The 19,044-nt window shown below is 72.3% G+C and carries 13 protein-coding genes and 1 pseudogene; 7 read left to right on the top strand and 7 right to left on the bottom strand.

Annotation, left to right across the window (positions count from 1 at the left end; all coding sequences use genetic code 11):
- Nucleotides 1–102: 102 nt before the first annotated feature.
- Complete coding sequence (locus tag ACFVYK_RS10455) at nucleotides 103–654, bottom strand: FHA domain-containing protein (RefSeq protein ID WP_389771160.1); 552 nt, start codon at nucleotides 652–654, stop codon at nucleotides 103–105.
- 162 nt (nucleotides 655–816) lie between these two features.
- Here ACFVYK_RS10455 and treZ point away from each other — a divergent pair, with 162 nt between their 5' ends.
- The gene (gene treZ / locus ACFVYK_RS10460; protein WP_389771162.1) at nucleotides 817–2,562 is read left to right on the top strand and encodes a malto-oligosyltrehalose trehalohydrolase; all 1,746 of its coding nucleotides are present in this window, start codon (nucleotides 817–819) and stop codon (nucleotides 2,560–2,562) included.
- Between the two features lie 285 nt (nucleotides 2,563–2,847).
- On the opposite strand, the gene ACFVYK_RS10465 is transcribed toward treZ, so the two are convergent.
- The 4 genes from ACFVYK_RS10465 to ACFVYK_RS10480 all read right to left on the bottom strand — a co-directional run bounded on the left by ACFVYK_RS10465 (nucleotide 2,848) and on the right by ACFVYK_RS10480 (nucleotide 9,432).
- The gene (locus tag ACFVYK_RS10465; protein WP_389771164.1) at nucleotides 2,848–3,834 is read right to left on the bottom strand and encodes a phosphotransferase family protein; all 987 of its coding nucleotides are present in this window, start codon (nucleotides 3,832–3,834) and stop codon (nucleotides 2,848–2,850) included.
- A 49-nt stretch (nucleotides 3,835–3,883) separates the two neighbouring features.
- Nucleotides 3,884–5,011: a M24 family metallopeptidase gene (locus tag ACFVYK_RS10470; RefSeq protein WP_389771166.1), complete on the bottom strand. Its 1,128-nt coding sequence runs from the start codon at nucleotides 5,009–5,011 to the stop codon at nucleotides 3,884–3,886.
- A 762-nt stretch (nucleotides 5,012–5,773) separates the two neighbouring features.
- The gene (gene cyc2, locus ACFVYK_RS10475; RefSeq protein ID WP_389771167.1) at nucleotides 5,774–7,945 is read right to left on the bottom strand and encodes a germacradienol/geosmin synthase Cyc2; all 2,172 of its coding nucleotides are present in this window, start codon (nucleotides 7,943–7,945) and stop codon (nucleotides 5,774–5,776) included.
- 158 nt (nucleotides 7,946–8,103) lie between these two features.
- Complete coding sequence (locus tag ACFVYK_RS10480) at nucleotides 8,104–9,432, bottom strand: damage-control phosphatase ARMT1 family protein (protein ID WP_389771170.1); 1,329 nt, start codon at nucleotides 9,430–9,432, stop codon at nucleotides 8,104–8,106.
- 45 nt (nucleotides 9,433–9,477) lie between these two features.
- On the opposite strand from ACFVYK_RS10480, the pseudogene ACFVYK_RS10485 reads away from it, so the two are divergent.
- Nucleotides 9,478–9,555: pseudogene (locus ACFVYK_RS10485) on the top strand (2-oxo acid dehydrogenase subunit E2); the annotation flags it as partial.
- 46 nt (nucleotides 9,556–9,601) lie between these two features.
- Here the strand turns inward: ACFVYK_RS10485 and ACFVYK_RS10490 are convergent.
- The gene (locus ACFVYK_RS10490) at nucleotides 9,602–10,252 is read right to left on the bottom strand and encodes a ScbR family autoregulator-binding transcription factor (protein ID WP_389771172.1); all 651 of its coding nucleotides are present in this window, start codon (nucleotides 10,250–10,252) and stop codon (nucleotides 9,602–9,604) included.
- Between the two features lie 653 nt (nucleotides 10,253–10,905).
- Between ACFVYK_RS10490 and ACFVYK_RS10495 the strand changes: the two genes are divergently transcribed.
- A complete protein-coding gene (locus ACFVYK_RS10495) occupies nucleotides 10,906–11,859 on the top strand; it encodes a lytic polysaccharide monooxygenase (RefSeq protein ID WP_389771175.1) in 954 nt (317 codons plus the stop codon).
- A 180-nt stretch (nucleotides 11,860–12,039) separates the two neighbouring features.
- Here ACFVYK_RS10495 and ACFVYK_RS10500 read toward each other — a convergent pair whose 3' ends face one another.
- On the bottom strand, nucleotides 12,040–12,681 hold the full coding sequence (locus ACFVYK_RS10500; protein ID WP_389771178.1) for a Tat pathway signal sequence domain protein: 642 nt from the start codon (nucleotides 12,679–12,681) through the stop codon (nucleotides 12,040–12,042).
- A 678-nt stretch (nucleotides 12,682–13,359) separates the two neighbouring features.
- Between ACFVYK_RS10500 and ACFVYK_RS10505 the strand changes: the two genes are divergently transcribed.
- From ACFVYK_RS10505 to ACFVYK_RS10520, 4 genes are all read left to right on the top strand, one after another.
- Entirely contained in the window at nucleotides 13,360–14,025 is a 666-nt protein-coding gene (locus ACFVYK_RS10505; protein ID WP_389771316.1) for a DUF6230 family protein, read from the top strand.
- The gene (locus ACFVYK_RS10510; protein WP_389771181.1) at nucleotides 14,025–14,522 is read left to right on the top strand and encodes a DUF6114 domain-containing protein; all 498 of its coding nucleotides are present in this window, start codon (nucleotides 14,025–14,027) and stop codon (nucleotides 14,520–14,522) included. The genes ACFVYK_RS10505 and ACFVYK_RS10510 overlap by 1 nt, the downstream gene beginning before the upstream one ends.
- A 687-nt stretch (nucleotides 14,523–15,209) precedes the next feature.
- Nucleotides 15,210–16,223, top strand: a complete 1,014-nt coding sequence (locus tag ACFVYK_RS10515) for a substrate-binding domain-containing protein (protein WP_389771182.1) — start codon at nucleotides 15,210–15,212, stop codon at nucleotides 16,221–16,223.
- A 65-nt stretch (nucleotides 16,224–16,288) separates the two neighbouring features.
- Nucleotides 16,289–19,033, top strand: a complete 2,745-nt coding sequence (locus ACFVYK_RS10520) for a nitrate- and nitrite sensing domain-containing protein (RefSeq protein WP_389771185.1) — start codon at nucleotides 16,289–16,291, stop codon at nucleotides 19,031–19,033.
- Nucleotides 19,034–19,044: the final 11 nt, after the last annotated feature.

The raw sequence follows: 19,044 nt of genomic DNA on the forward strand, positions 1-19,044 counted from the left end.
TCGCGGGAAGGGGGCGGGGCTCGCGGGAAGGGGGCGGGGCTCGCGGGAAGGGGGCGGGGCTCGCGGGAAGGGGGCAGCCGGGCGCGCGGGAGGTGCGCGTGTTCAGTTCGCCGAGAGCCGGAACGCCGTCCGGCCGAAGGCGACCTGGTCGCCCTCGCGGACCACGGCCGCGCCGATGACACGGCGTCCGTTGACGGTCGTCCCGTTGGTCGAGCCGAGGTCGCGCAGGACCCACATCCCGCCCCGGCGGCTCAGTTCGGCGTGCACCCGCGAGACGCTCTCGTGGGTCAGCCGCAGGCCGTTCACCGGGTCGCGGCCGATGCGCAGCGCCTGCTCGGTGCCGGGGTGCGGGAGCAGCAGCTTGGGCAGCCGCTCGGCCTGCCAGGCCCGGCGCAGCCGCACGGTGAAGCCCGAGACCGCCTCGACGGAGCCGAAGACGACGCGGGAGAAACGGCTCTCCCTGGGCAGGTCGGCGGTGAGGACGGCGAGCTCGTCCGAGCGGCGGGCGGCGAGGGCCAGCTCCATGCGCCGGATGAACGTGTCGTGCGACAGACGCCCCATGGCGGCGCCGTCACGCAGCACCTTCAGCGCCCGGTCGCGCTCCACGTCGGACAGCCGCGCGGGGTACGTGTTGAACTCGAAGGACGACGTCACGCTGGTGATTGTCGGTCAGCGAAACCCCGGGTGTCCAGAAGACGGGAGAACGCCCCCGCCCGCGGGTGGCGACAATGGGAGTGTTCCCGAAGCGGATCGATCTTCAGGCACGATGGGCGACGACGCGCTCCATCACGGTCAACAGACGAAGGGGAACCGTCCGTGCAGTTCGAGGTGTGGGCACCGCAGGCCGAACGTGTGACGCTCCAGTGCGAGGGCGCAGCGCGCGTGATGGAGCGCGATCCGGAGCGATCCGGGTGGTGGACCGCCGAGGCGGAGGCCGGGGACGGCGCGCGGTACGGCTTCGCGCTGGACGACGGCCCCGTCCGGCCCGACCCGCGCTCGCGCCGTCAGCCGGACGGCCCCGAGGGGCTCAGCGCGGTCGTCGACCAGAGCCGCTACGCCTGGCGTACGCAGTGGCCCGGGCGTCCGCTGCCGGGGGCGGTCCTGTACGAGCTGCACGTGGGCACGTACACCCCCGAGGGCACCCTGGACGCGGCCGCCGGGCGGCTCGGGCATCTCGCGGAGCTCGGCGTCACCCATGTGGAGCTGATGCCGCTGTGCTCGTTCCCCGGCCGGCACGGCTGGGGATACGACGGCGTGTCGCCGTGGGCGGTGCACGAGCCGTACGGCGGTCCGGAGGCGTTGAAGCGCTTCGTCGACCGGGCCCACGAGCTCGGTCTGGGCGTGGTCCTGGACGTCGTGCACAACCATCTCGGCCCCTCGGGCAACTTCCTGCCCGAGTTCGGGCCGTACTTCACCGAGACCCACCACACGCCGTGGGGGGCGGCCGTCAACCTGGACGCGCCCGGCTCGGACGAGGTGCGCGCCTATCTGCTGGACAGCGCTGTGGCCTGGCTGCGCGACTACCGGCTCGACGGTCTGCGGCTGGACGCGGTGCACGCGCTCGCGGACACGCGCGCGTGCCACTTCCTGGAGGAGCTGTCGGCGGCCGTCGACGCCCTCGCCGCCGAGACGGGCCGGCCGCTGTTCCTGATCGCGGAGTCCGACCTGAACGACCCGCGGCTGATCACCCCCCGCCGGGAGAACGGCCTGGGCCTGCACGCACAGTGGAACGACGACTTCCACCACGCACTGCACACGGCGCTCACCGGCGAGTCCCAGGGCTACTACGCCGACTTCGCGCGCGATCCCTTCGCCGCGCTCGCCAAGACCCTCACCGGCGGCTTCTTCCACGACGGCGCGTACTCGGGTTTCCGGGGCCGCCGCCACGGCCGTCCGCTGGACCGCGCCCGGATGCCGGCGCACCGGCTCCTGGGCTACTCCCAGACCCACGACCAGGTGGGCAACCGCGCCCTGGGCGACCGGCTCTCGGCGAGCCTCTCCCCCGGACTGCTGGCCTGCGCGGCCGCGCTGACGCTGACCGCCCCGTTCACGCCGATGCTGTTCATGGGCGAGGAGTGGGGCGCGGGCACGCCCTGGCAGTACTTCACCGACCACACCGACCCCGAGCTCGCCGAGGCCGTACGGCGGGGCAGGCGGCGGGAGTTCGCGACGCACGGCTGGGCCGAGGAGGACGTGCCGGACCCGCAGGACCCGGCGACCCGCGAGCGCTCCTGCCTGGACTGGTCCGAGCCCCGGCGCGAGCCGCACGCGCGCGTGCTGGCCTGGTACCGCGAGCTGATCGCGCTGCGGCACGCGCACGCCGACCTCACCGACCCCGACCTGGCCGACATCAAGGTGGCTCACGACGCGCAGGCCCGCTGGCTGGCCTTCCGGCGCGGCGACGTCCGGGTGGCCGTCAACCTCGGCAAGGAGCCGGCCGCGATCCCCCTGGGCCCGCGCCCGGCCCGCGTGCTGGCCGCGTGGGAGCCGGTGGACGCACCGGGCCCGGACGGGCTGCTGCAACTGCCCGGCCACTCGTGCGTGGTCCTGGAACAGGACTGACCTCCGCCCGCGGGACGAGGCGGGGCCGCCCCGCGCGCGGGGTCCCACCGCAGGCGGAGCGCGCCTCGGACTGCGGATCGGGGAGCGGGATCCGGGAGCGGGATCGGGAAGTGGGATCCGGGGGTGGGATCGGGAAGTGGGATCCGGGGGTGGGATCGGGGAGCGCGCCGCCCGGGACGGTCGCGGCTCCTCCTCCCCGGCGGCGGCCGGGACGGTCACGGCTCCTCCTCCCCGGCGGCGGCCGGGACGGTCACGGCTCCTCCTCCCCGGCGGCGGCCGGGACGGTCACGGCTCCTCGTCCGGTGCGCGCTCCGCGCCCTCCGCGTCCTCCTCGTCCTCCCGCAGTTCCGTCACGCGCTCCAGCAGGATCGCCTCCCAGGCGCGTCCCAGCCGGGTCCGCCAGAGGGAGAGGGCGTCCGGGTCGCGGGGGCCGGGTCCGCGGCCCGTGACGTGCTCGGCGAGGCGGACGACGGTGTCGCAGCGGGCCAGCCACAGCCCGCGCAGACAGGGCCGTACGCCGTAGCCGGCGAGGGTGGCGGCCCGCACGGCGGCGCCGGAGCCGACGGCCAGGGCGAGGCCGGCGATATCCTCCGCGGGGTCCCCGACGACCGCCTCGGTCCAGTCCAGGACGCCGCGCACCCGGCCGTCCGCGCTCACCACGAGGTGCTCGCCGCGCAGGGCGTGGTGGACCAGGACGGCCGTGGCGGGCTGGGCGGCCAGCTGGACCGCGCCGGGCGGGGTGAGCTGGTGCAGACGGGCGGGGTCGAACTCGTCCGCCCGGGCCAGGCCCTCCGCGGCGGTCACCGCCATCCGGCGCAGCGCCTCCAGCGAGCGCGGGGCGGTGCGCGGCGCGCCGAGCGCCTCGGCCGCCCGGGGCGGGACCTCGCGCAGCCCGCCGAGCAGCCCGGCGAGATCGGCCTCGCCGACGGCCGACACGTCGTGCTCCTCGGCCGTGCCGCCGGGCAGCCTGGTGTCGAGGGTGCAGATGAGGCCGGGGGACCACTCGCCCTGGGCGACGGCGGTCGGCAGGGCCACGGGGACGTGCGGACGGACGAGGTCGCGCAGCCGCAGTTCGCGGCGGCGGCGCAGCGCGGCCTCCCGATCGGGGGCCAGGTGCAGCACATGGCGGTCCCCGACCCACCAGGTGGTCTGCGGGCCGCCCTCGGCGACGGGCCGTACCTCCGGGCCTGGGCCGCCCGGGCCGGACTGCTTCAGGAGCGCGCGGACCAGCCGGCGGACGGTGTCCGCGGTGGGTGTCGGTGCCTGGGTCATGATCGCGCCGTTGCCGTTCGGGTGGGTGCCGGGGACTCCTGGGAGCGGTTCAGTCCACTATGACCAGTTCGCGGGTGGTGTCGTTGAGACGGCGGCCGCCGTCCTCGGTGACGGTGACGATGTCCTCGATGCGCACCCCGAACCGGCCGGGCAGATAGACGCCGGGCTCGACGGAGAAGCACATACCGGGCACGAGGGGCTGTTCCTCGCCCTCGATCATGTACGGCGGCTCGTGGGTGGTGACGCCGATGCCGTGACCGGTGCGGTGGATAAAGCGCGGACCGTAACCGGCGTCGGCGATGACCGCGCGGGCGGCCCGGTCGACCTCCTGGCAGGCGACGCCGGGCCGCACCGCGCGAAAGCCCGCCTCCTGCGCCTCGCGGACGAGGTCGTGCACCCGGCGTTCCTCCTCGGTGGGCTCGCCGACGTGGACGGTGCGGGAGGTGTCGGAGCCGTAGCCGTCCTTGAGGCCGCCGAAGTCGAGGACGACCATGTCGCCGTGCTCGATGACGCGGTCGCCGACCTCGTGGTGCGGGTTGGCGCCGTTGGGCCCCGACGCGACGATGGTGAAGTCGACCTGGGAGTGCCCGAACCTGCGCAGCAGGTCCGCGAGGTCCGCGCCGACCTCCGTCTCACGGCGGCCGGCGAAGGGCATCCGCCGGATCTCCTCGAACGCCCGGTCCGCGGCGGCGCCCGCGGCCGCCATCAGCTCCAGCTCGGCCGCGTCCTTGACGGCGCGCAGCATGGGCAGAGCCTGGGTGAGGGAGGCGTAGGAGGCGGCGGGCAGGGCCTTCTGCAGACTGAGCAGGTGCATCGCCCAGGCGTTGTCGCTGATCCCGAACCGGCCGTCGGCGTCGAGCAGGGCGGCGGCGACGGCGTAGGGGTCCTTGCCGTCGGTCCAGTCGCGCAGGGCGAGGGCCGGGGCGCCCGCCGCCTTGGCCGCGTCGGGGGCCTCCAGGGTGGGCACGACGAGGACGGGTTCCCGGCCGGCGGCGAGGACGAGCAGCGTGAGCCGTTCGGTGGCGGCGGTGGGCGCGTAGCCGGTGAGCCAGACGAGGTCGGGGCCCGGTGCCACGAGGAGGCCGGCGAGGCCGGCGTCGGCGGCCTCGCGCGCGGCGCGCGTCATGCGGGCCCGATAGTCGTCGGCGGTGAAGGGCGCGGGGGCGGTGCCGGTCATCCGGGCCTCCCAGAAAGGACGTGGCGACTGAGGTGTGGCGGTCGTCCGGGCCGGGTGACGCCGACGTGACGGCCACGGGCAGCATCCTGCCCGTCCGACGGGGCTCCCGCGAGCCGGTTGACGATGTTGCGGCGCCCGGCCGGCCACGGCGACGGCCTGGCCGGCCCCCTCCGTCGTCCCGATCGGCCGCCCTGTGGCCCGAGGCGCGGCGACGGTCGGCCGCGATCACCGCAGACATCACCGCGCCCCCCGCCGTCCCCCGCCGTCCCCCGCTGCCCTCCACCGCCCCCGCTGTCCTTCACCGTCCTCACCGTCCCCGCCGTCCCGCGCCGTCCCGCGCCGTCCTCACGGCCGACAGTCGCTGCGCGTGTCGGAGCCGGCGACGCGCCTTCGGCAGCTCGAGGGCGGCGGGCGGCGTGGTGAGCGCTGCACCGGGGCCCGTGGTCCAGGCGGTGCGCCACGATCGTGCACGATCGGCCGGCGCCCGTCCCACCCCAACGGGTCCCCGGCTGAACGCACCGGCCGCGCGGGGCACCTGCTCGCCCGCCGCGAACAGGCCGCACAGCAGGGTCGTCAGCCTGCCGCCCCGCCCGCGTGCGGCATGCGCCGGCGGACCCGGTCGCCGGGACCGGCGCAGCCACCGGACTCCCGGCCCGGCATGGGTTTGGGACGCAACGCTGTCTGTTCCATGGATCGCCTCCGCCTGGTGCTCTACCCGGCGCACGGGCGCACCACGAGCCACGAACGAGTGAGACTGATCCGTCAGGAGAGCGACGGGTACGGGACGGGGGCCGCCGGCACGCGGTCCGGCAGGAAGCCATGGGTGCGGCCGGCCAGATAGCCGGACTTGTACCGGTCCACCTCACGGTGCCAGTTCAGGATGCCCGCCAGCCAGTTCTGCAGGTCGGCGACATAGTGCCCCATCGCCTCGCGGGCCTCGGGCGAGAGGTCGAAGTCGTCGTACAGGACGGGCAGTTCCTGTGCGGCCACATGCTGGAACTGCTCCATGCGCTGGGTCATCAGGTCGTGGACGATGCCGAGCGCGGTCGGGTAGTCGCAGCCGAAGAAGTTCTGCACGACGAGGATCGCGTTGTGCATCTCCCCCTCGTACTCGATCTCCTTCTGGTACGAGAAGACGTCGTTGGTGAGGCACGCGTAGTCCACGGCCGCGTTCTCCAGCGCGCGGACGACACCGCTGCGGTAGACCTCCGGCGGGACGGCGGGCCCCTGGCCCATGCGGCACAGGCTCAGGGTGAGGTCGGAGCCGAAGGTGGCGCGGCGCATCTCCAGGTAGTCGACCGGGTCGGGGACGCGGTTCTGGAGCTGGTTGGACAGCTCCCACACCCAGCTCTCGGTCATCACGTCGACGGCGTCGCGCAGCGTGCGCCGCTGGTCGCCGGTCATGGCGGCGGTGGTGCGCGCCCACAGGTCGATCAGGGCGCGCTCCATGGCGTTGACGGGGACGACGGGGGCCGCCTCGCCGTCCACGGGCATGCAGGCCGACAGACGGGCCGTGGTCAGGCGGGCGGCCGCGAGGTCGCGGCGGCCGCCGAAGACGAGCGGGTAGTAGTCGTCGCCGTAGGTGCCCCAGGCGAGCCACTGAGCACTGAGGTCCAGGGCCCCGGCAGTGGCGTCCGGGTCGAGACCGGCCGAGCACAGCGGGAGGTCGTAGGCGGCGAGTTTGTCCTCGTCCCAGACCCCCTCCTCCAGGAGGCCCATGCGGTGCGACCACGCCTTCAGGCGCGGTCGGCACGCCTCCAGGTGCGGGCTCAGCTCCACCTGGAAGGGCATGTGGAAGTCGGGCAGCAGCGACGGGCCGACCTTCTGGAACGGTACGTGCGCGTACGCGCGCAGGCGTTCCGCGGCGGCCGAGGCGAGGAGCGCGCCGACGTCGGCGGCGGAGGTGCCCGGGCCGGTCAGCCGCTGCCAGGGCGCGCCCGCCACGGCGCCCTCGTTCATGTACCGACTGGAGCGCAGGTGCCACTCGTGGCCGCCGGACTGCCAGTCCTGCAGGCCCTTGGTGTAGGCGGCGACGGCGGCCACCTCGTCGGGCCTGAGCCCCTTCTCCAGGGCCGCCGCGGGGACCTCGGTGAACGCGGTGTGCTCGAACTGGTGGAGACGGGAGGTGAGGATGTCGTTGACCGTGTCGGCGGCCTCCTGGGTGGTGCAGTCGAAGAACTTCTCCAGGACGAGCACGCCGTTGCTGTTCTCGCCCTCGTCCTCGACCTCGCGCTGGTAGGAGAACAGGTCGTTGCGCAGGTGCACGGCGTCGGAGAAGGTCTCCATCAGCACCCTGAGCGGCCTCGACCCGGCGACGGCGGCCGGGACCTCGGCTGTCGCGTACTCCACCAGCCCCGCCGACCAGGGCGCGCCGCCCACCTTGCGCCGCATCTCGATGTACTCGACGGGGTTGGCGATCCGCCCCTGGTTGATGTTGGACAGCTCCCACATCGACTCGTTGAGCAGGTGCTCTGTCGCCACGGCGAAACGACGCCGCCAGTCCTCGGACATGGCAGGCACCGTGCGCGCCCACAGGTCCTTCAGGCCCGCTTCCACCGGATTGCGCGGCCCGGGCACGGGCGTCGCCAGGTCCAGCGGCATGAACAGCGGCAGCCGGTCCAGGTGGGCCTTGCCGGCGGCGCGGTCAGGGGTGCGCTTGAACATGTCGAGGAAATGGTCGTCGAAGAAGAACACCCACACGTACCAGTCGGTGATCAGCGACAGGGCGGGCCCGTCGCAGTCGGGGTGGGTGTAGGCGCAGAGCAGGCCGTAGTCGTGCGCCTCCAGGTCGGACTGCTCCCAGATCCCGGACCCCTCCAGCATGCCCATGTCGCGCGCCCACCGGGTGGAGTGGGCCCGCGCCTGCTCGACGTGCGGGTTCAGCCGCGCGGGGTGCGGCATGTAGAACTGCGGGAGTTCGAACGGTTGCGTCATGGCCGGGCCCTACCCGGGGCCCCGAACCGTCATCCGCGGGGCGGCACATGATCACACCATCGCGTGAATGTGGCGGAAAGCGGGGAACTGTCCGGCAGTTGACGTGTCCGTCGGGAGGTGGGCGGCCCCGGAGCACGAGTCGACAGGCCCTGCCGGCGTCACTTCCGCAACTGGATCAGGGCATGTGTTCCGCCGGTCCGCCAGCGCTGCCCTTCGGCGGCGACCAGTGCGGCCTCCGTGACGGCGTCGAGACCGGTGATCACGTCGGACTTGAGCGTGCGCAGCGCCACGACCGGACCGGGGAAGTAGGCGGTGACTTCGGCGAAGGGCGTGGTGGGCGCCCACCTGTTGTCCCCCACCAGCCGCCGGTAGTTGAGGTCGCCCTTCACGATCGTCAGGGTCGCCGCCGCGAACTGCGCCCGCAGGTCGTCGGGCATCCGCGCGTACGGCAGAGGCGCGGCGGAGAACGGATGCGCGCGGACCGTCAGGACGCCCTCGGCCATGGCCGCCCACAGGCGTCGGCCGTGCTCGGCGGCTGTTCCTCCCGCGCGCGCGAGCTTCCGCAGCGCGTCGACGACGTCGGCCGTCGTCGCGTCGGAGACGTAGTACGGGTACGGCTTGACGTGCAGGACGACCCGGTCGCACTGTCCGTGGCCGAGGAGATGGGCGGCGAGGAGGAGATCGGGGACCAGCTCGCGTCCGGCGTTGTCCGCGACCAGGCACAGGGTCACGCCCGCCTCCCCTCGGGCGTCGCGGTTGCGGTCCTGGCCTCCGTCCCCGCTCCGGTCCTGAGGTCCGTCCTGATCCTGATAGACGTCCTGATCCTGATATCGGTTTCGGTCCCGACATCGGTCCTGGTCCTGGTCGTCCGCGGCTGCCCCGCCCTTCGCGGACGCCAGCAGGGACCACAGCGCCTCGCTGTCGTCGGCGACGAGGCCGGGTACGGCGGCCCGTCCCTCGGCCTCGCCGTCGGACAACCGGAACCCGAGGTCGGCCCGGTTGCCCCACAGGGAGCCGTGCAGGAGGGCGCGGGCCCGTTCCCCGGCCGATCGGTCCGCGAGGGCGTCGAGCGCCGCCAGTTCCTCGTCGGTCTCGGCCGCGTCGAGCTCGGCGAGCTTGAAGGGGCGGAACGGGTCGATGCCGGCCCACGGTCCGGGACCGAAGTAACCGACCGCGTGGAGAAGCCGGCGGTAGAACCAGCTCTCGGACCACAGCCAGGGCACGTCGAACCAGGAGCGGCCGACATAGGCGTCCAGCCCCCAGTCCCGCCAGCGGTCCCGGTCGTGTGCGTCGTCGGGCAGCGGTTCGATGACGCCCCCGGCGCAGGAGTCCGACAGCGCGTCCAGGGCACGGTGGATCTCGGGCCCGTAGGGGAAGGCGTCGCGCACCTGCCGGATGATCGCCGGATGCCGCTCGGCCAGCACACTGCGGGGGAACGAGCCGGGTTCGTTGCCGAGGATCACGGGCGGGGCAGGGGTACGGCGCATGCGCCTCACGGTATCGCGCGGGCGTGCAGGGAGCGCTGCTGCTCGGACGCCCACGCCAAGACGCTGCCGCAGCTGGCCGAGTCCCTCGGCGAACTGGTGTCCACGGCGAGGGAGGGCCGGACGGGTTGTGTGGGGAGCGCTGCTGCTCGGTTGTGTGGGGCCGGCGGTCTCACACCGTCGCCAGGACCTCCCGCTCCAGCCGTGTGGCGAGACTCAGATAGCGCGGGCGGCGCGGTACGGGTACCAGCCCTCGGATGAGGACGTACCACATCTCGGACATCCGCCGGGGCAGCCGGCCGGCGGGCTCACGGGAGCGGCCGACGACGCGGGTGCCGACGAAGAAGCACACGAGGGAGTGGGCCACGGCGTCGACGTCGACGTCCGAGTGGATGTCGGACTCCTTGACCGCGCCGCCGAGCCGTCGCGAGATCAGGTCCAGCAACTCCGTGAACGGGTGCGGCAGGGGCGGGCGGACCGCCACTCCCCCGGTGGCGAGCCGTAGGCCGGCGCGCGCGATCGGGCCCTCGACCGACAGCCTGGTCAGAGCGAAGGTCAGACGCATCAGGGCTTCGAGGGATGCGCACCCACGGTCGTCGATCTCTCCGGCGACCCGGCGGGCGGCCTGGGACTGGAGTTCCATGATGGCGTGGGCCAGGTCCTCCTTCGCCGCGAAGTGGAAGTACAGGGCCCCCTTGGTGACATGGGCGTGCGCGACGATGTCACTGAGGCTTGTCGACTCGTAGCCGCGCCGGTCGAACAGGTCGGCGGCGGCCGTGATGATCGTCGTGCGGGTCTGTTCGGCGCGTAACTGCCTCGCCATCGGCTGATACTCTCCCGGGCCGGTAAAGAACGGGTCGTGCCGTTTCTTGTTACCCCACGTACACAGTTTCTCACCGTGAGGCAACTCTGATCGGGTTGCGGACATCATCGACTCCCCCCGCGAGGCCCCGACTTACCCCGAGGAAGGACGCCTTCAGCAGGACAGGACCTCCAGAGAAAACGTACCAGTGGCACAGTCCGAACGGCCATCGAAAGAGACGGGATGCGCGGTTTCTGCGCCGATTTCTGCAGGCTCGGGTGCCGCGGTGCGCAAGGTGACACGTGCAATCCGTTACGAGACGGCTCACGTTACGCAACGGACCGTCTGTTACCGGCCGTTCGGGCAGGGTTCGCAGCCGGTTCGGAGTCAGTGCGAAGAGGGGCTCGGGCTCGGGTCGGAGTCGGTTCGGACTCGGGTCGGCGTCAGCGCGAAGGGGGACTCGGGCTCGGGTCGGAGTCGGTTCGGACTCGGGTCGGAGTCGGTTCGGACTCGGGTCGGCGTCGGTCCGGGGTCGGGTCGGCGTCGGTCCGCGGTCGGCACCGGTTCGCAGCCGGGTCGCGGACGCGGACGCAGGGGCCGCCGCTCTGAACGCGCGGAGCCGGATCCCCGTACTCACGGCAGACCGTTCCGCGCCGGCCGAGGAGACGTCCCCGATGCCCCGCACGACCGCACACCGCACCGCAGCCCTGGCGGCCGCCGCCGTGAGCCCGCTTCTGCTGAGCCTGTGGGCCGCCGGACCGGCCCAGGCGCACGGCGCTCCCACGGATCCGGTCAGCCGGGTGTACGCCTGCTCCCCCGAGGGCGGCGCCGCCGCCCGGACCGCCGCCTGCCGGGCTGCCGTCGACGCGAACGGCGCCTCCTTCGCCGCATGGGACAACCTGCGGGTGGCGAACGTGAACGGCCGCGACCGCCAGGTCGTCCCGGACGGGCAGCTGTGCAGCGGCGGACTGGCCGCCTACAAGGGGCTCGATCTGGCCCGCGCCGACTGGCCTTCGACCAGGCTGTCGCCCGGTGGGACCCTGCGCATGACCTACGCCTCGACGATCGCGCACACCGGCACGTTCAAGCTGTATCTCACGAAGCCCGGGTACAACCCGTCGAAACCGCCTACCTGGTCTGATCTGCCGGAGCGGCCGTTCGCCGAGGTCAAGGACCCGCCGCTGACGAACGGCGCCTACCGCTTCACGGCGAAACTGCCCGCGGACCGAACCGGACGACAGATGCTCTACACGATCTGGCAGAACAGCAGCACGCCCGACACCTATTACTCGTGCTCGGACGTGGTGTTCTCGACATCGGTTTCGCAAAGCAAGCCAGGAAACAAGCCGGGAAACAAACCGGCGAGCACACCGGTGACGAAGGCGCCGGTTCCGGCCACGCCGAAGACGCCGCGGAGTGCGACGCCGTCATCGGCGGCCGGCAGCGTGTCCGCGCCGGCCTCGTCCGGCCCCGCGTCCGCGCGGGCCGCCGCCCCCAAGAGCACCCCGGTGGCGTCCGGCACGGCGGCCGGCTCCGGGCCGTCCGCGCCGGTGCTGGCGGGCGGCGCCGCGGCGGTGCTGGCACTCACCGGCGGAACCGCCCTGGCCGTGCGCCTGCGCCGGCGCTGAGTGCGGGTCACCGGAGCGGGCGGCCCATGAACTTCCGGGTGTGCGGACGCCAGTCGTCCGCACACCCGGAAGAGGTGTCCGTGCACGGACCAGCCGTACACGGACCAGCCGTGCCTGGATCAGCCGTGCAGCGCCGGTCGCGCTGGGCGGCTTGGGTGGATCAGCCGCGTCCGACGGTGATCAGTTGACGGTGACGGCCGAGCCCGCGTCGGTCACCGGGGCGTACTTCGCGGTGAAGTAGCCGTTGGCGAAGCAGAGCGACGAGCCGGACGTCTTGGTGAAGTGCTGGCTGGTGAAGGTGATGCTGTTGTCGGCGTTGCTCGCGACGCCGGTCAGGCTCGGGGCCTGGTAGACGCAGTTGATGCTGCCGAGCAGGGTGCGCAGCACGACCGTGGTCTGGATGGTGGAGCCGGCCGCCGGCGTCACGGTGACGGAGCCGTCCGATCCCACGGCGGTGGTGTACGCCAGGTTGTTGACCGTGACGCCGGTGACGCCGAGCACGCCGACCACGTTGGCGGTGCAGCTGCCGAAGGTGTGCGCGGTGAGCGACTCGGTGGCGGTGCCGGGCGCGGCCGGGTTGTCGGTGACGGTGGCGTTGAACGCGGACGAGGCACAGGAGACGCCGCTGGTGCCGGTCGCGCTGGAGTACAGCGCGGCCGTCGTGCCGCTGGCCAGAGACGCGTTGAGGACGTCACCGACGGCGACGTCGCCGTTGGCGGTCGTCAGGACGGCGCCGGCGGCGGAGGCCGGGGTGGCGGCGGCGAGGGAGAGGGCGGCGACAGTACCGGCAAGGGCGAGGAGGGAGCGAGAGCGGGTGCGCATGCGGGTGCCTCTTTCTGAAGGGGGGTGTGTTGCAGAGGGGTTGGTCGATACGTGGTGAACCGGCGCGTTACATGGGAGCAACATGGGGGGACGCGTTCGGCGTCCACCGCTGCCGGCCCGTGACGCCTTCTCCGTACGTGACGGACCGGCAACGGCAGGCGGCCGGCGACCGGCCGGAGGCACGGGTGAGTGCTCCGGCCGGACCGGGCTGAGAAGGCGACCGGTCGAGACCACTGGGGGAAGCGGCCCTGCCGGTGCCGTGAAGAAACCGAGCCCGCACCGCGGGCCCGTACTGGCTCAGAACGTCCGGGAGCGCTGAGCATGTCGCCGCGCTGCGGATCCGGCGCCACGGATCCGGGCTGAGCCAGGGAGAGTTGTAGACCTGTTGTCCGGTCAACGTCAATAGCTGCAAAGGAACTTGATGGTCCGACAGATAAATGCGAGAGCGCTGTCCGGATCCGCGTCCCTCAGGTGGCACATAATGAACACTCTTTTTCCACATCTCCCTTGACCGCATGGTGTAACCATCGGTAACTTCCTCGATGGCTACTGCTGCGTAACGTGAAAGCCCTTACGGCTTCCGGGAGTCACAAGGAGACGTGCGCGACAGCCGCTGTCCGCGCCAGGACAACGTGCCACTGAAGCCCAACCCGCATGACTTAGCGCATGGGAGCAGACATGGCCTCGTCCCCGGACGTCACGTCGTCCGCCGACAACACCCCTGAGAACTCTGAAAGCGGTTCCACACAGAGGCGCGGCCGGGTCCGGCTGCGCCGGGCCGCCGTGATGGCGGTCCCCGCCACCTTCGTCGCCGCCGGACTCGCGGTCCTCACCGCACAGGGCGCGCTGGGGGTGCAGTTCGCGATCTCCGGCATGCCGTTCGTCGTCACCGCCGACAGGCTCGACGGCGAGGGCTTCGCACAGTTCGGCGGCCTGGACAACATGATCGAGAACAGCCCCAACCAGGGTGACACCGGCGGCCAGGTCCTGGTCGTCACCTCGGTCGTGAAGAACGGCAAGATCACCAACATGTGCCAGAGCGTCGACCTCGGCGGGATCCAGCTGATCCTCAGGGCCGGCGGCGGGAACACCCCGGTGAGCGTGAAGAACCTGGCCATCGACTCCGACCAGATCACCGGCGACGCCGAGTTCAACAACATCGAGATCGGCCGCGACTCCAGCACCTTCGACAAGGTCCCGATCCAGGGCCCCGCGGGCGTCTACGGCCAGCAGGCCGACAGCGTCGTCATCAAGAACCTGTACCAGCACAACTACGCGGCCACCGCGGCCGTCTTCAAGCTCCCCGGTCTGAAGATGAGCTTCTCGAGCGAGGGCTGCAAGTAATGACCTTCACCCAGTGGCGGCACCGCTTCCGCGGGTGGAGGGGCCACCGGCCCTTCGCAGGCGGCGCGCTGCTCGTCCTGGGCGGCGCCGAGATCCTGGTGACCATGAAGGCACCGCTTCCGGTCATCCTGCACGTCGGCATGCAAGGGCTGGCGGGTTACCTCCTGCCCACCCTGATGGTGCTCTGCGGTCTGCTGATCCTGTTCAACCCCACCCAGCGGCTGTTCTACTCGATCATCGCGATCATGCTCTCGCTGGGCACCTGGCTCACGTCCAACATCGGCGGCTTCGTCATCGGCCTCCTGCTGGGCGCCGTGGGCAGTTGCCTCGCCTTCGGCTGGGTGCCCGACCAGGAACCGCGCCAGAGCCGTCGCAAGCGGCACGAGGAGAAGCGGACCGAACCGACCGAGCGGTCCGAGCGGTCCGAGTGGTCCGAGCGAACGGTCGAGACGGTCCCCAAGGGCGGCCACCTGCCCGAGGCAGGCAAGCCCGCCTGAGCTCAGGTTGCGAAACCGCTCTCGTAGCGGAGCCGACCTGACCGCCTGACCCGCCTCGGCCATCGGCCATCGGCCCGGAAGAAACGAAGAACAGCACGGAAAAGAAGCGGCAACGCGTCCGACTCGCGGTCGTGATGCACGGCCGTACGTCACCTCACCGGCGGGGCCGGACGACCTGCGCACAGCGGGCCGCTCCCGGCCCCGCCGGTCGCGTCCGCCCTGGGACGCCTGCCCTGCGTCCCGTGCCGCGCCCGCCGCACCCCCCGGATCCCCGCACGGGGCGACGTCGTCGTGGGCGCGGGTCGTGGGTCGTGGGGGCGTGGGTCGAGCTCCATGCGTCGCGGGGTGCTCACCGCCCTCCTCGTCGCGCCGTGCGGAGCGCGGTGCCATGGCGGGCACCCGCAGTCCCCGTCCGCAGGTGTGCCCGATGACATCCCGGCCGCCCGCGACTTCACCTTGACCAACAGTCAACCTAGCTGCCGTTAGACGGCCTTAGTCCGTAGCGCGACGGCACTGGATCACAATGCGGCACCGGCGCCTCACCCCCGGTGGCTGCTCACTTGACTGCCGGCAGTCACACACGGTTGGCTCCCAGCCAACGAATCCTCTCTCGCCGGTGCCCACCCCCTCGCATCGGCGGCGCTCGCCCGTCCCTCTGCTCTGCCGCACAGCGAGGTGCAGCCCCCCATGAACACTCCCCTCCCCGCTCCCCGAACCTCCGTGATCCCCGGATCGCTGCGCCTCGCCGCCCTGGCCGCGGCGTCCTGCCTCCTGCTCGCCGGCTGCACCGACGCCGCCTCGTCCGCCTCGGCCACGAACCAGGCGGGCGGCTCGGCCGGCCGGATCAAGATCGCCCTGATCACCCACGGCGCCGCCGACGACGACTTCTGGCAACTGGTGCGCAAGGGCGCCGAGGCGGCGGCCGCCAAGGACGGCGTCGACCTGACCTACGCCAGCGACTCCGACGGCGCGGGGCAGGCCGAGCTGGTGCGCGACGCGATCCGCGACCAGGTCGACGGCATCGCGGTGACCCTGGCCAAACCGCAGGCCATGAAGGCTCCGGTGGCCGCGGCCAAGGCGGCCGGCATCCCGGTCGTCGGCCTCAACTCAGGTATCGACGCCTGGCGTTCGGCAGGTCTGCTGGAGTACTTCGGCCAGGACGAGAGCGTCGCGGGCCGCGCCGTCGGCGACAAGCTCGACGGCCTGGACGTTGGACACGCCCTGTGCGTCATCCACGAGCGGGGCAACGTCGCCCTGGAGGCGCGCTGCGCGGGCGTCAAGAAGACGTTCACCGGTGAGACGGACATGCTCTACGTCGACGGAACGGACATCGACGCCGTGACCGCGGCCGTGACGACCCGTCTCCGGCAGGACCCCGACATCGACGAAGTCGTCACCAACGGGGCCCAGTTCGCACTCGCGGCGGCCAAGGCGGCCGACGCGGCGGGCAGCAAGGCCCAGATCGCCACCTTCGACCTGAACAAGGACCTGGTCGCAGCCGTCCGGGACGGCCGAGTGCAGTTCGCCGTGGACCAACAGCCCTATCTGCAGGGCTATCTGGCCGTCGACGGACTGTGGCTGTACCGGACCAACGGCAACGTCAGCGGCGGCGGCGTCGCCCCCGTGTTGACCGGCCCCGCCTTCGTCACCCGGACCAACGTCGCCCAGGTGGCCCGCTTCGCCGCCGCGGGAACCCGCTGACCAGGCCATTTCCCGTCCCTCCCTCACCCTCTCCCCCTCCCCCGCTGATCGCCCCTAGGACGACCATGTCTGCACGGTCAGGCGCCAGACGCCGCCGCCTCGGCTCCATACGTCTCTCCCTGATCCTCCTGGCGCTGGTGCCCGGCGTCACTCTCACCGCCATGTGGGCCGTGACGACGACGCAGATGTTCACCGAGGGGCTCCGTCTGCGCGCGCAGACGGAACTGAGCCGGTCCACCGGCGCCATGGGCACCGAGGCGACGCTCGCGCTGCAGCAGGAGCGCAGCCTGTCGGCGGTGTGGCTGGCCTCCGGGCCCGGCGCGTCCCGGGCGCCGCTCGAGGCCCAGCGCACGAGGACCGACGCGGCGGTCGCCCAGCTGGTCTCCCGCGCGGACGACATCCACAAGGCTCCCGCCCGGGTCCGCGACCGGCTTTACTCGGTCGTCGCCTCCGTCAGCAGCCTGGAGTACTACCGTGGTCAGGTGGACGACCCCGTCGACATCACCGCAGCGCAGGCTCTGGACCAGTACACGTCCATCATCGACGACCAGATCCACGCATTCCAGGAGCTGTCCCAGGTCGACAACGGCGACCTCACCTCGCAGGCCGGGCCGCTCGTGGCCCTGGAGCACGCCGCCGAGCTCGTCTCCGAGGAGGACCTGCAGCTCACCCTGGCCGGGCCCGAGGGCCGGATGGACCAGAAGACCTGGGCGCAGTTCGGGCAGCTGGTGAACAGCCGGCGCTGGCTGGTGCAGGACCAGATCGTCCCCTCGCTCACCGGCGCCGCGAAAGCGGATACGGAGAAGATTCTGACGAGCTATCAGTGGCAGACCTTGGAAGCCGTCGAGAACAAGGTGCTCGCCGCTCGCGCGAAACAGAGGGAAAACGGTGACATCGTGTTGCCGGACGTGCAGAAGGCATGGCGCGCCGCGCTCATCGACGTCTCCGATCAGTACGCGAAACTGATCCGGCAACAGACCGAGACCCTGTTGCAGCACAGCGCGGACGACTCCCGCGGCCTGCTGATCAAGGCCGCCTCACTCAGCGCCGGCGGTCTCCTCGCTCTGCTGGTGTGCATCGGCATGTCCTGGCGGATCACCCGTTCCCTGTCACGTCGACTGCACGGGCTGCGGATGGCCACGCTGAGCCTGGCGCACGAGCGGCTTCCGGACGTGGTCGCCCGGCTGGACCGGGGAGAGACCGTCGACGTGGACGCGGAGACCCCGCCCCTGGACTACGGAAGCGACGAACTGGGCCAGGTGGCCGAGGCGTTCAACGCCGCCCAGCGCACCGCCGTGCACACCGCGGTCGAACTCGCCGACACCCGGCGCGGTTTCCAGAAGGTCATCCTGGGCATCGCCCGGCAGAGCCAGAACCTGGTGAATCTGCAGCTCAGCAAACTCGACGCCCTGGAGCGTCAGCACCAGGACCCCGACGTCCTCAACGGGCTGTACGAGCTCGACTCCACGGCGAGCCAGTTGCGCCGTTACGAGGAGAACCTCGTCATCATCAGCGGCGGCCGGCCAGGACGCAGCTGGGCGGAGCCGGTGGCGCTCATGGACATCCTGCGCAGCGCCGTCGGAGAGGTCGCCGAGTACCGGCGGGTGGAGGTGCACACCGAGGAGGAGGTGTTCATCGCACCGCCCGCCGTGGCGGACGTGATCCATCTGCTGGCGGAGCTCATCGACAACGCGACCTCCTACTCGCCCGCGCCGGCCCCGGTCGGGGTGCGGGCGACCTTGGTGGCCAAGGGGCTGGCCATCGAGGTGGAGGACCGCGGGCTGGGATTGACCGAGGACGACTACGCGTCGTTCAACGAGCAGTTGGCGGTCGTGCCGCAGTTCGACGTCGTGGCGCTCGCCGACGACCTCCGGCTGGGCATGTTCGTGATCGCCCGGCTCGCGACGCGGCACGGCATCGCCGTGACCCTGCGCTCCTCGCCGTACGGCGGCACCACCGCGATCGTGCTGGTCCCGCACGACATCGTGGTGCGGGACCAGCCCGGCCCCCGGCCCCCGGCGGGCGTGCTGTCCGGCGAACCGTCGACCGCCGGGTCCCCTCCCCCGCAGACAGGACTCCCCTCCCGGGGAAGGCGTCCGTCGCACCCGCCACACGACGGCAGGACGGACGACGAAGCGGCAGGGGAGGCTCGCGTCGAGACACGGAAGGACTCCGGCGTGACACGAGCGACGCCTGGCGACGAGGGGGCTACCCGTCCCGGCCCGGATCTGGAGCACAGCAGGCCCGGGCCTGAACGGGACCTGCCGTCCCTGCCGGTTCGGGGCACTGCCGGCGCGACGGCCGACTCCCGTACCTCCGGGGCGAGCAGCCCTGGGCGTGCCGCGTCGGCCACCGCGGGCGGGCCGTCCGGTGCGGCATCCGTGCAGCCGGCTCCGGCGGACACTCCGGCCGGCCTCGTCTCCGGGCCGGCCGCCGCTGCCTCACCGCCGTCCGCGGGCGGCGGCCCATCCCCCGCATCCGCTTCGCCGACCGCCACGCCCGGGACGAACGTCCCGCTGCCCCGTCGGATACCGCAGACCAGTCTCGCCACCGAGTTGCGCGGCGACGCCGCCTCCGCCGGATCCACGGAGAACACCGGGGGAAACAGTTACCCGGACGACTTCACCGCGGAACGCGCGGCCGCCTCTCTCGCCGGTTTTCAGCGCGGTACCCGGCAGGCCCTCGCCGACGCGGACGCCGACGAGCCGCCTGCCCAACCGCGGCAGACCGACTCCGCGCAGGACGCCGACCCGCCGGTCACCGCCGCAGGCGCCCCCCAGACCTCGATCCCGCCCGCCGACCGCTCATGAAGGACACCGCG

It is taken from the genome of Streptomyces sp. NPDC058291 (genome assembly GCF_042880855.1).
GTDB lineage: Bacteria > Actinomycetota > Actinomycetes > Streptomycetales > Streptomycetaceae > Streptomyces.

Coding starts and splice junctions, on each gene's coding strand:
- ACFVYK_RS10515 (WP_389771182.1), top strand. CDS start 15,210: ATGAACACTCCCCTCCCCGCTCCCCGAACCTCCGTGATCCCCGGATCG.
- ACFVYK_RS10490 (WP_389771172.1), bottom strand. CDS start 10,252: ATGGCGAGGCAGTTACGCGCCGAACAGACCCGCACGACGATCATCACG.
- ACFVYK_RS10520 (WP_389771185.1), top strand. CDS start 16,289: ATGTCTGCACGGTCAGGCGCCAGACGCCGCCGCCTCGGCTCCATACGT.
- ACFVYK_RS10480 (WP_389771170.1), bottom strand. CDS start 9,432: ATGCGCCGTACCCCTGCCCCGCCCGTGATCCTCGGCAACGAACCCGGC.
- ACFVYK_RS10465 (WP_389771164.1), bottom strand. CDS start 3,834: ATGACCCAGGCACCGACACCCACCGCGGACACCGTCCGCCGGCTGGTC.
- ACFVYK_RS10495 (WP_389771175.1), top strand. CDS start 10,906: ATGCCCCGCACGACCGCACACCGCACCGCAGCCCTGGCGGCCGCCGCC.
- ACFVYK_RS10505 (WP_389771316.1), top strand. CDS start 13,360: ATGGCCTCGTCCCCGGACGTCACGTCGTCCGCCGACAACACCCCTGAG.
- cyc2 (WP_389771167.1), bottom strand. CDS start 7,945: ATGACGCAACCGTTCGAACTCCCGCAGTTCTACATGCCGCACCCCGCG.
- ACFVYK_RS10510 (WP_389771181.1), top strand. CDS start 14,025: ATGACCTTCACCCAGTGGCGGCACCGCTTCCGCGGGTGGAGGGGCCAC.
- ACFVYK_RS10500 (WP_389771178.1), bottom strand. CDS start 12,681: ATGCGCACCCGCTCTCGCTCCCTCCTCGCCCTTGCCGGTACTGTCGCC.
- ACFVYK_RS10470 (WP_389771166.1), bottom strand. CDS start 5,011: ATGACCGGCACCGCCCCCGCGCCCTTCACCGCCGACGACTATCGGGCC.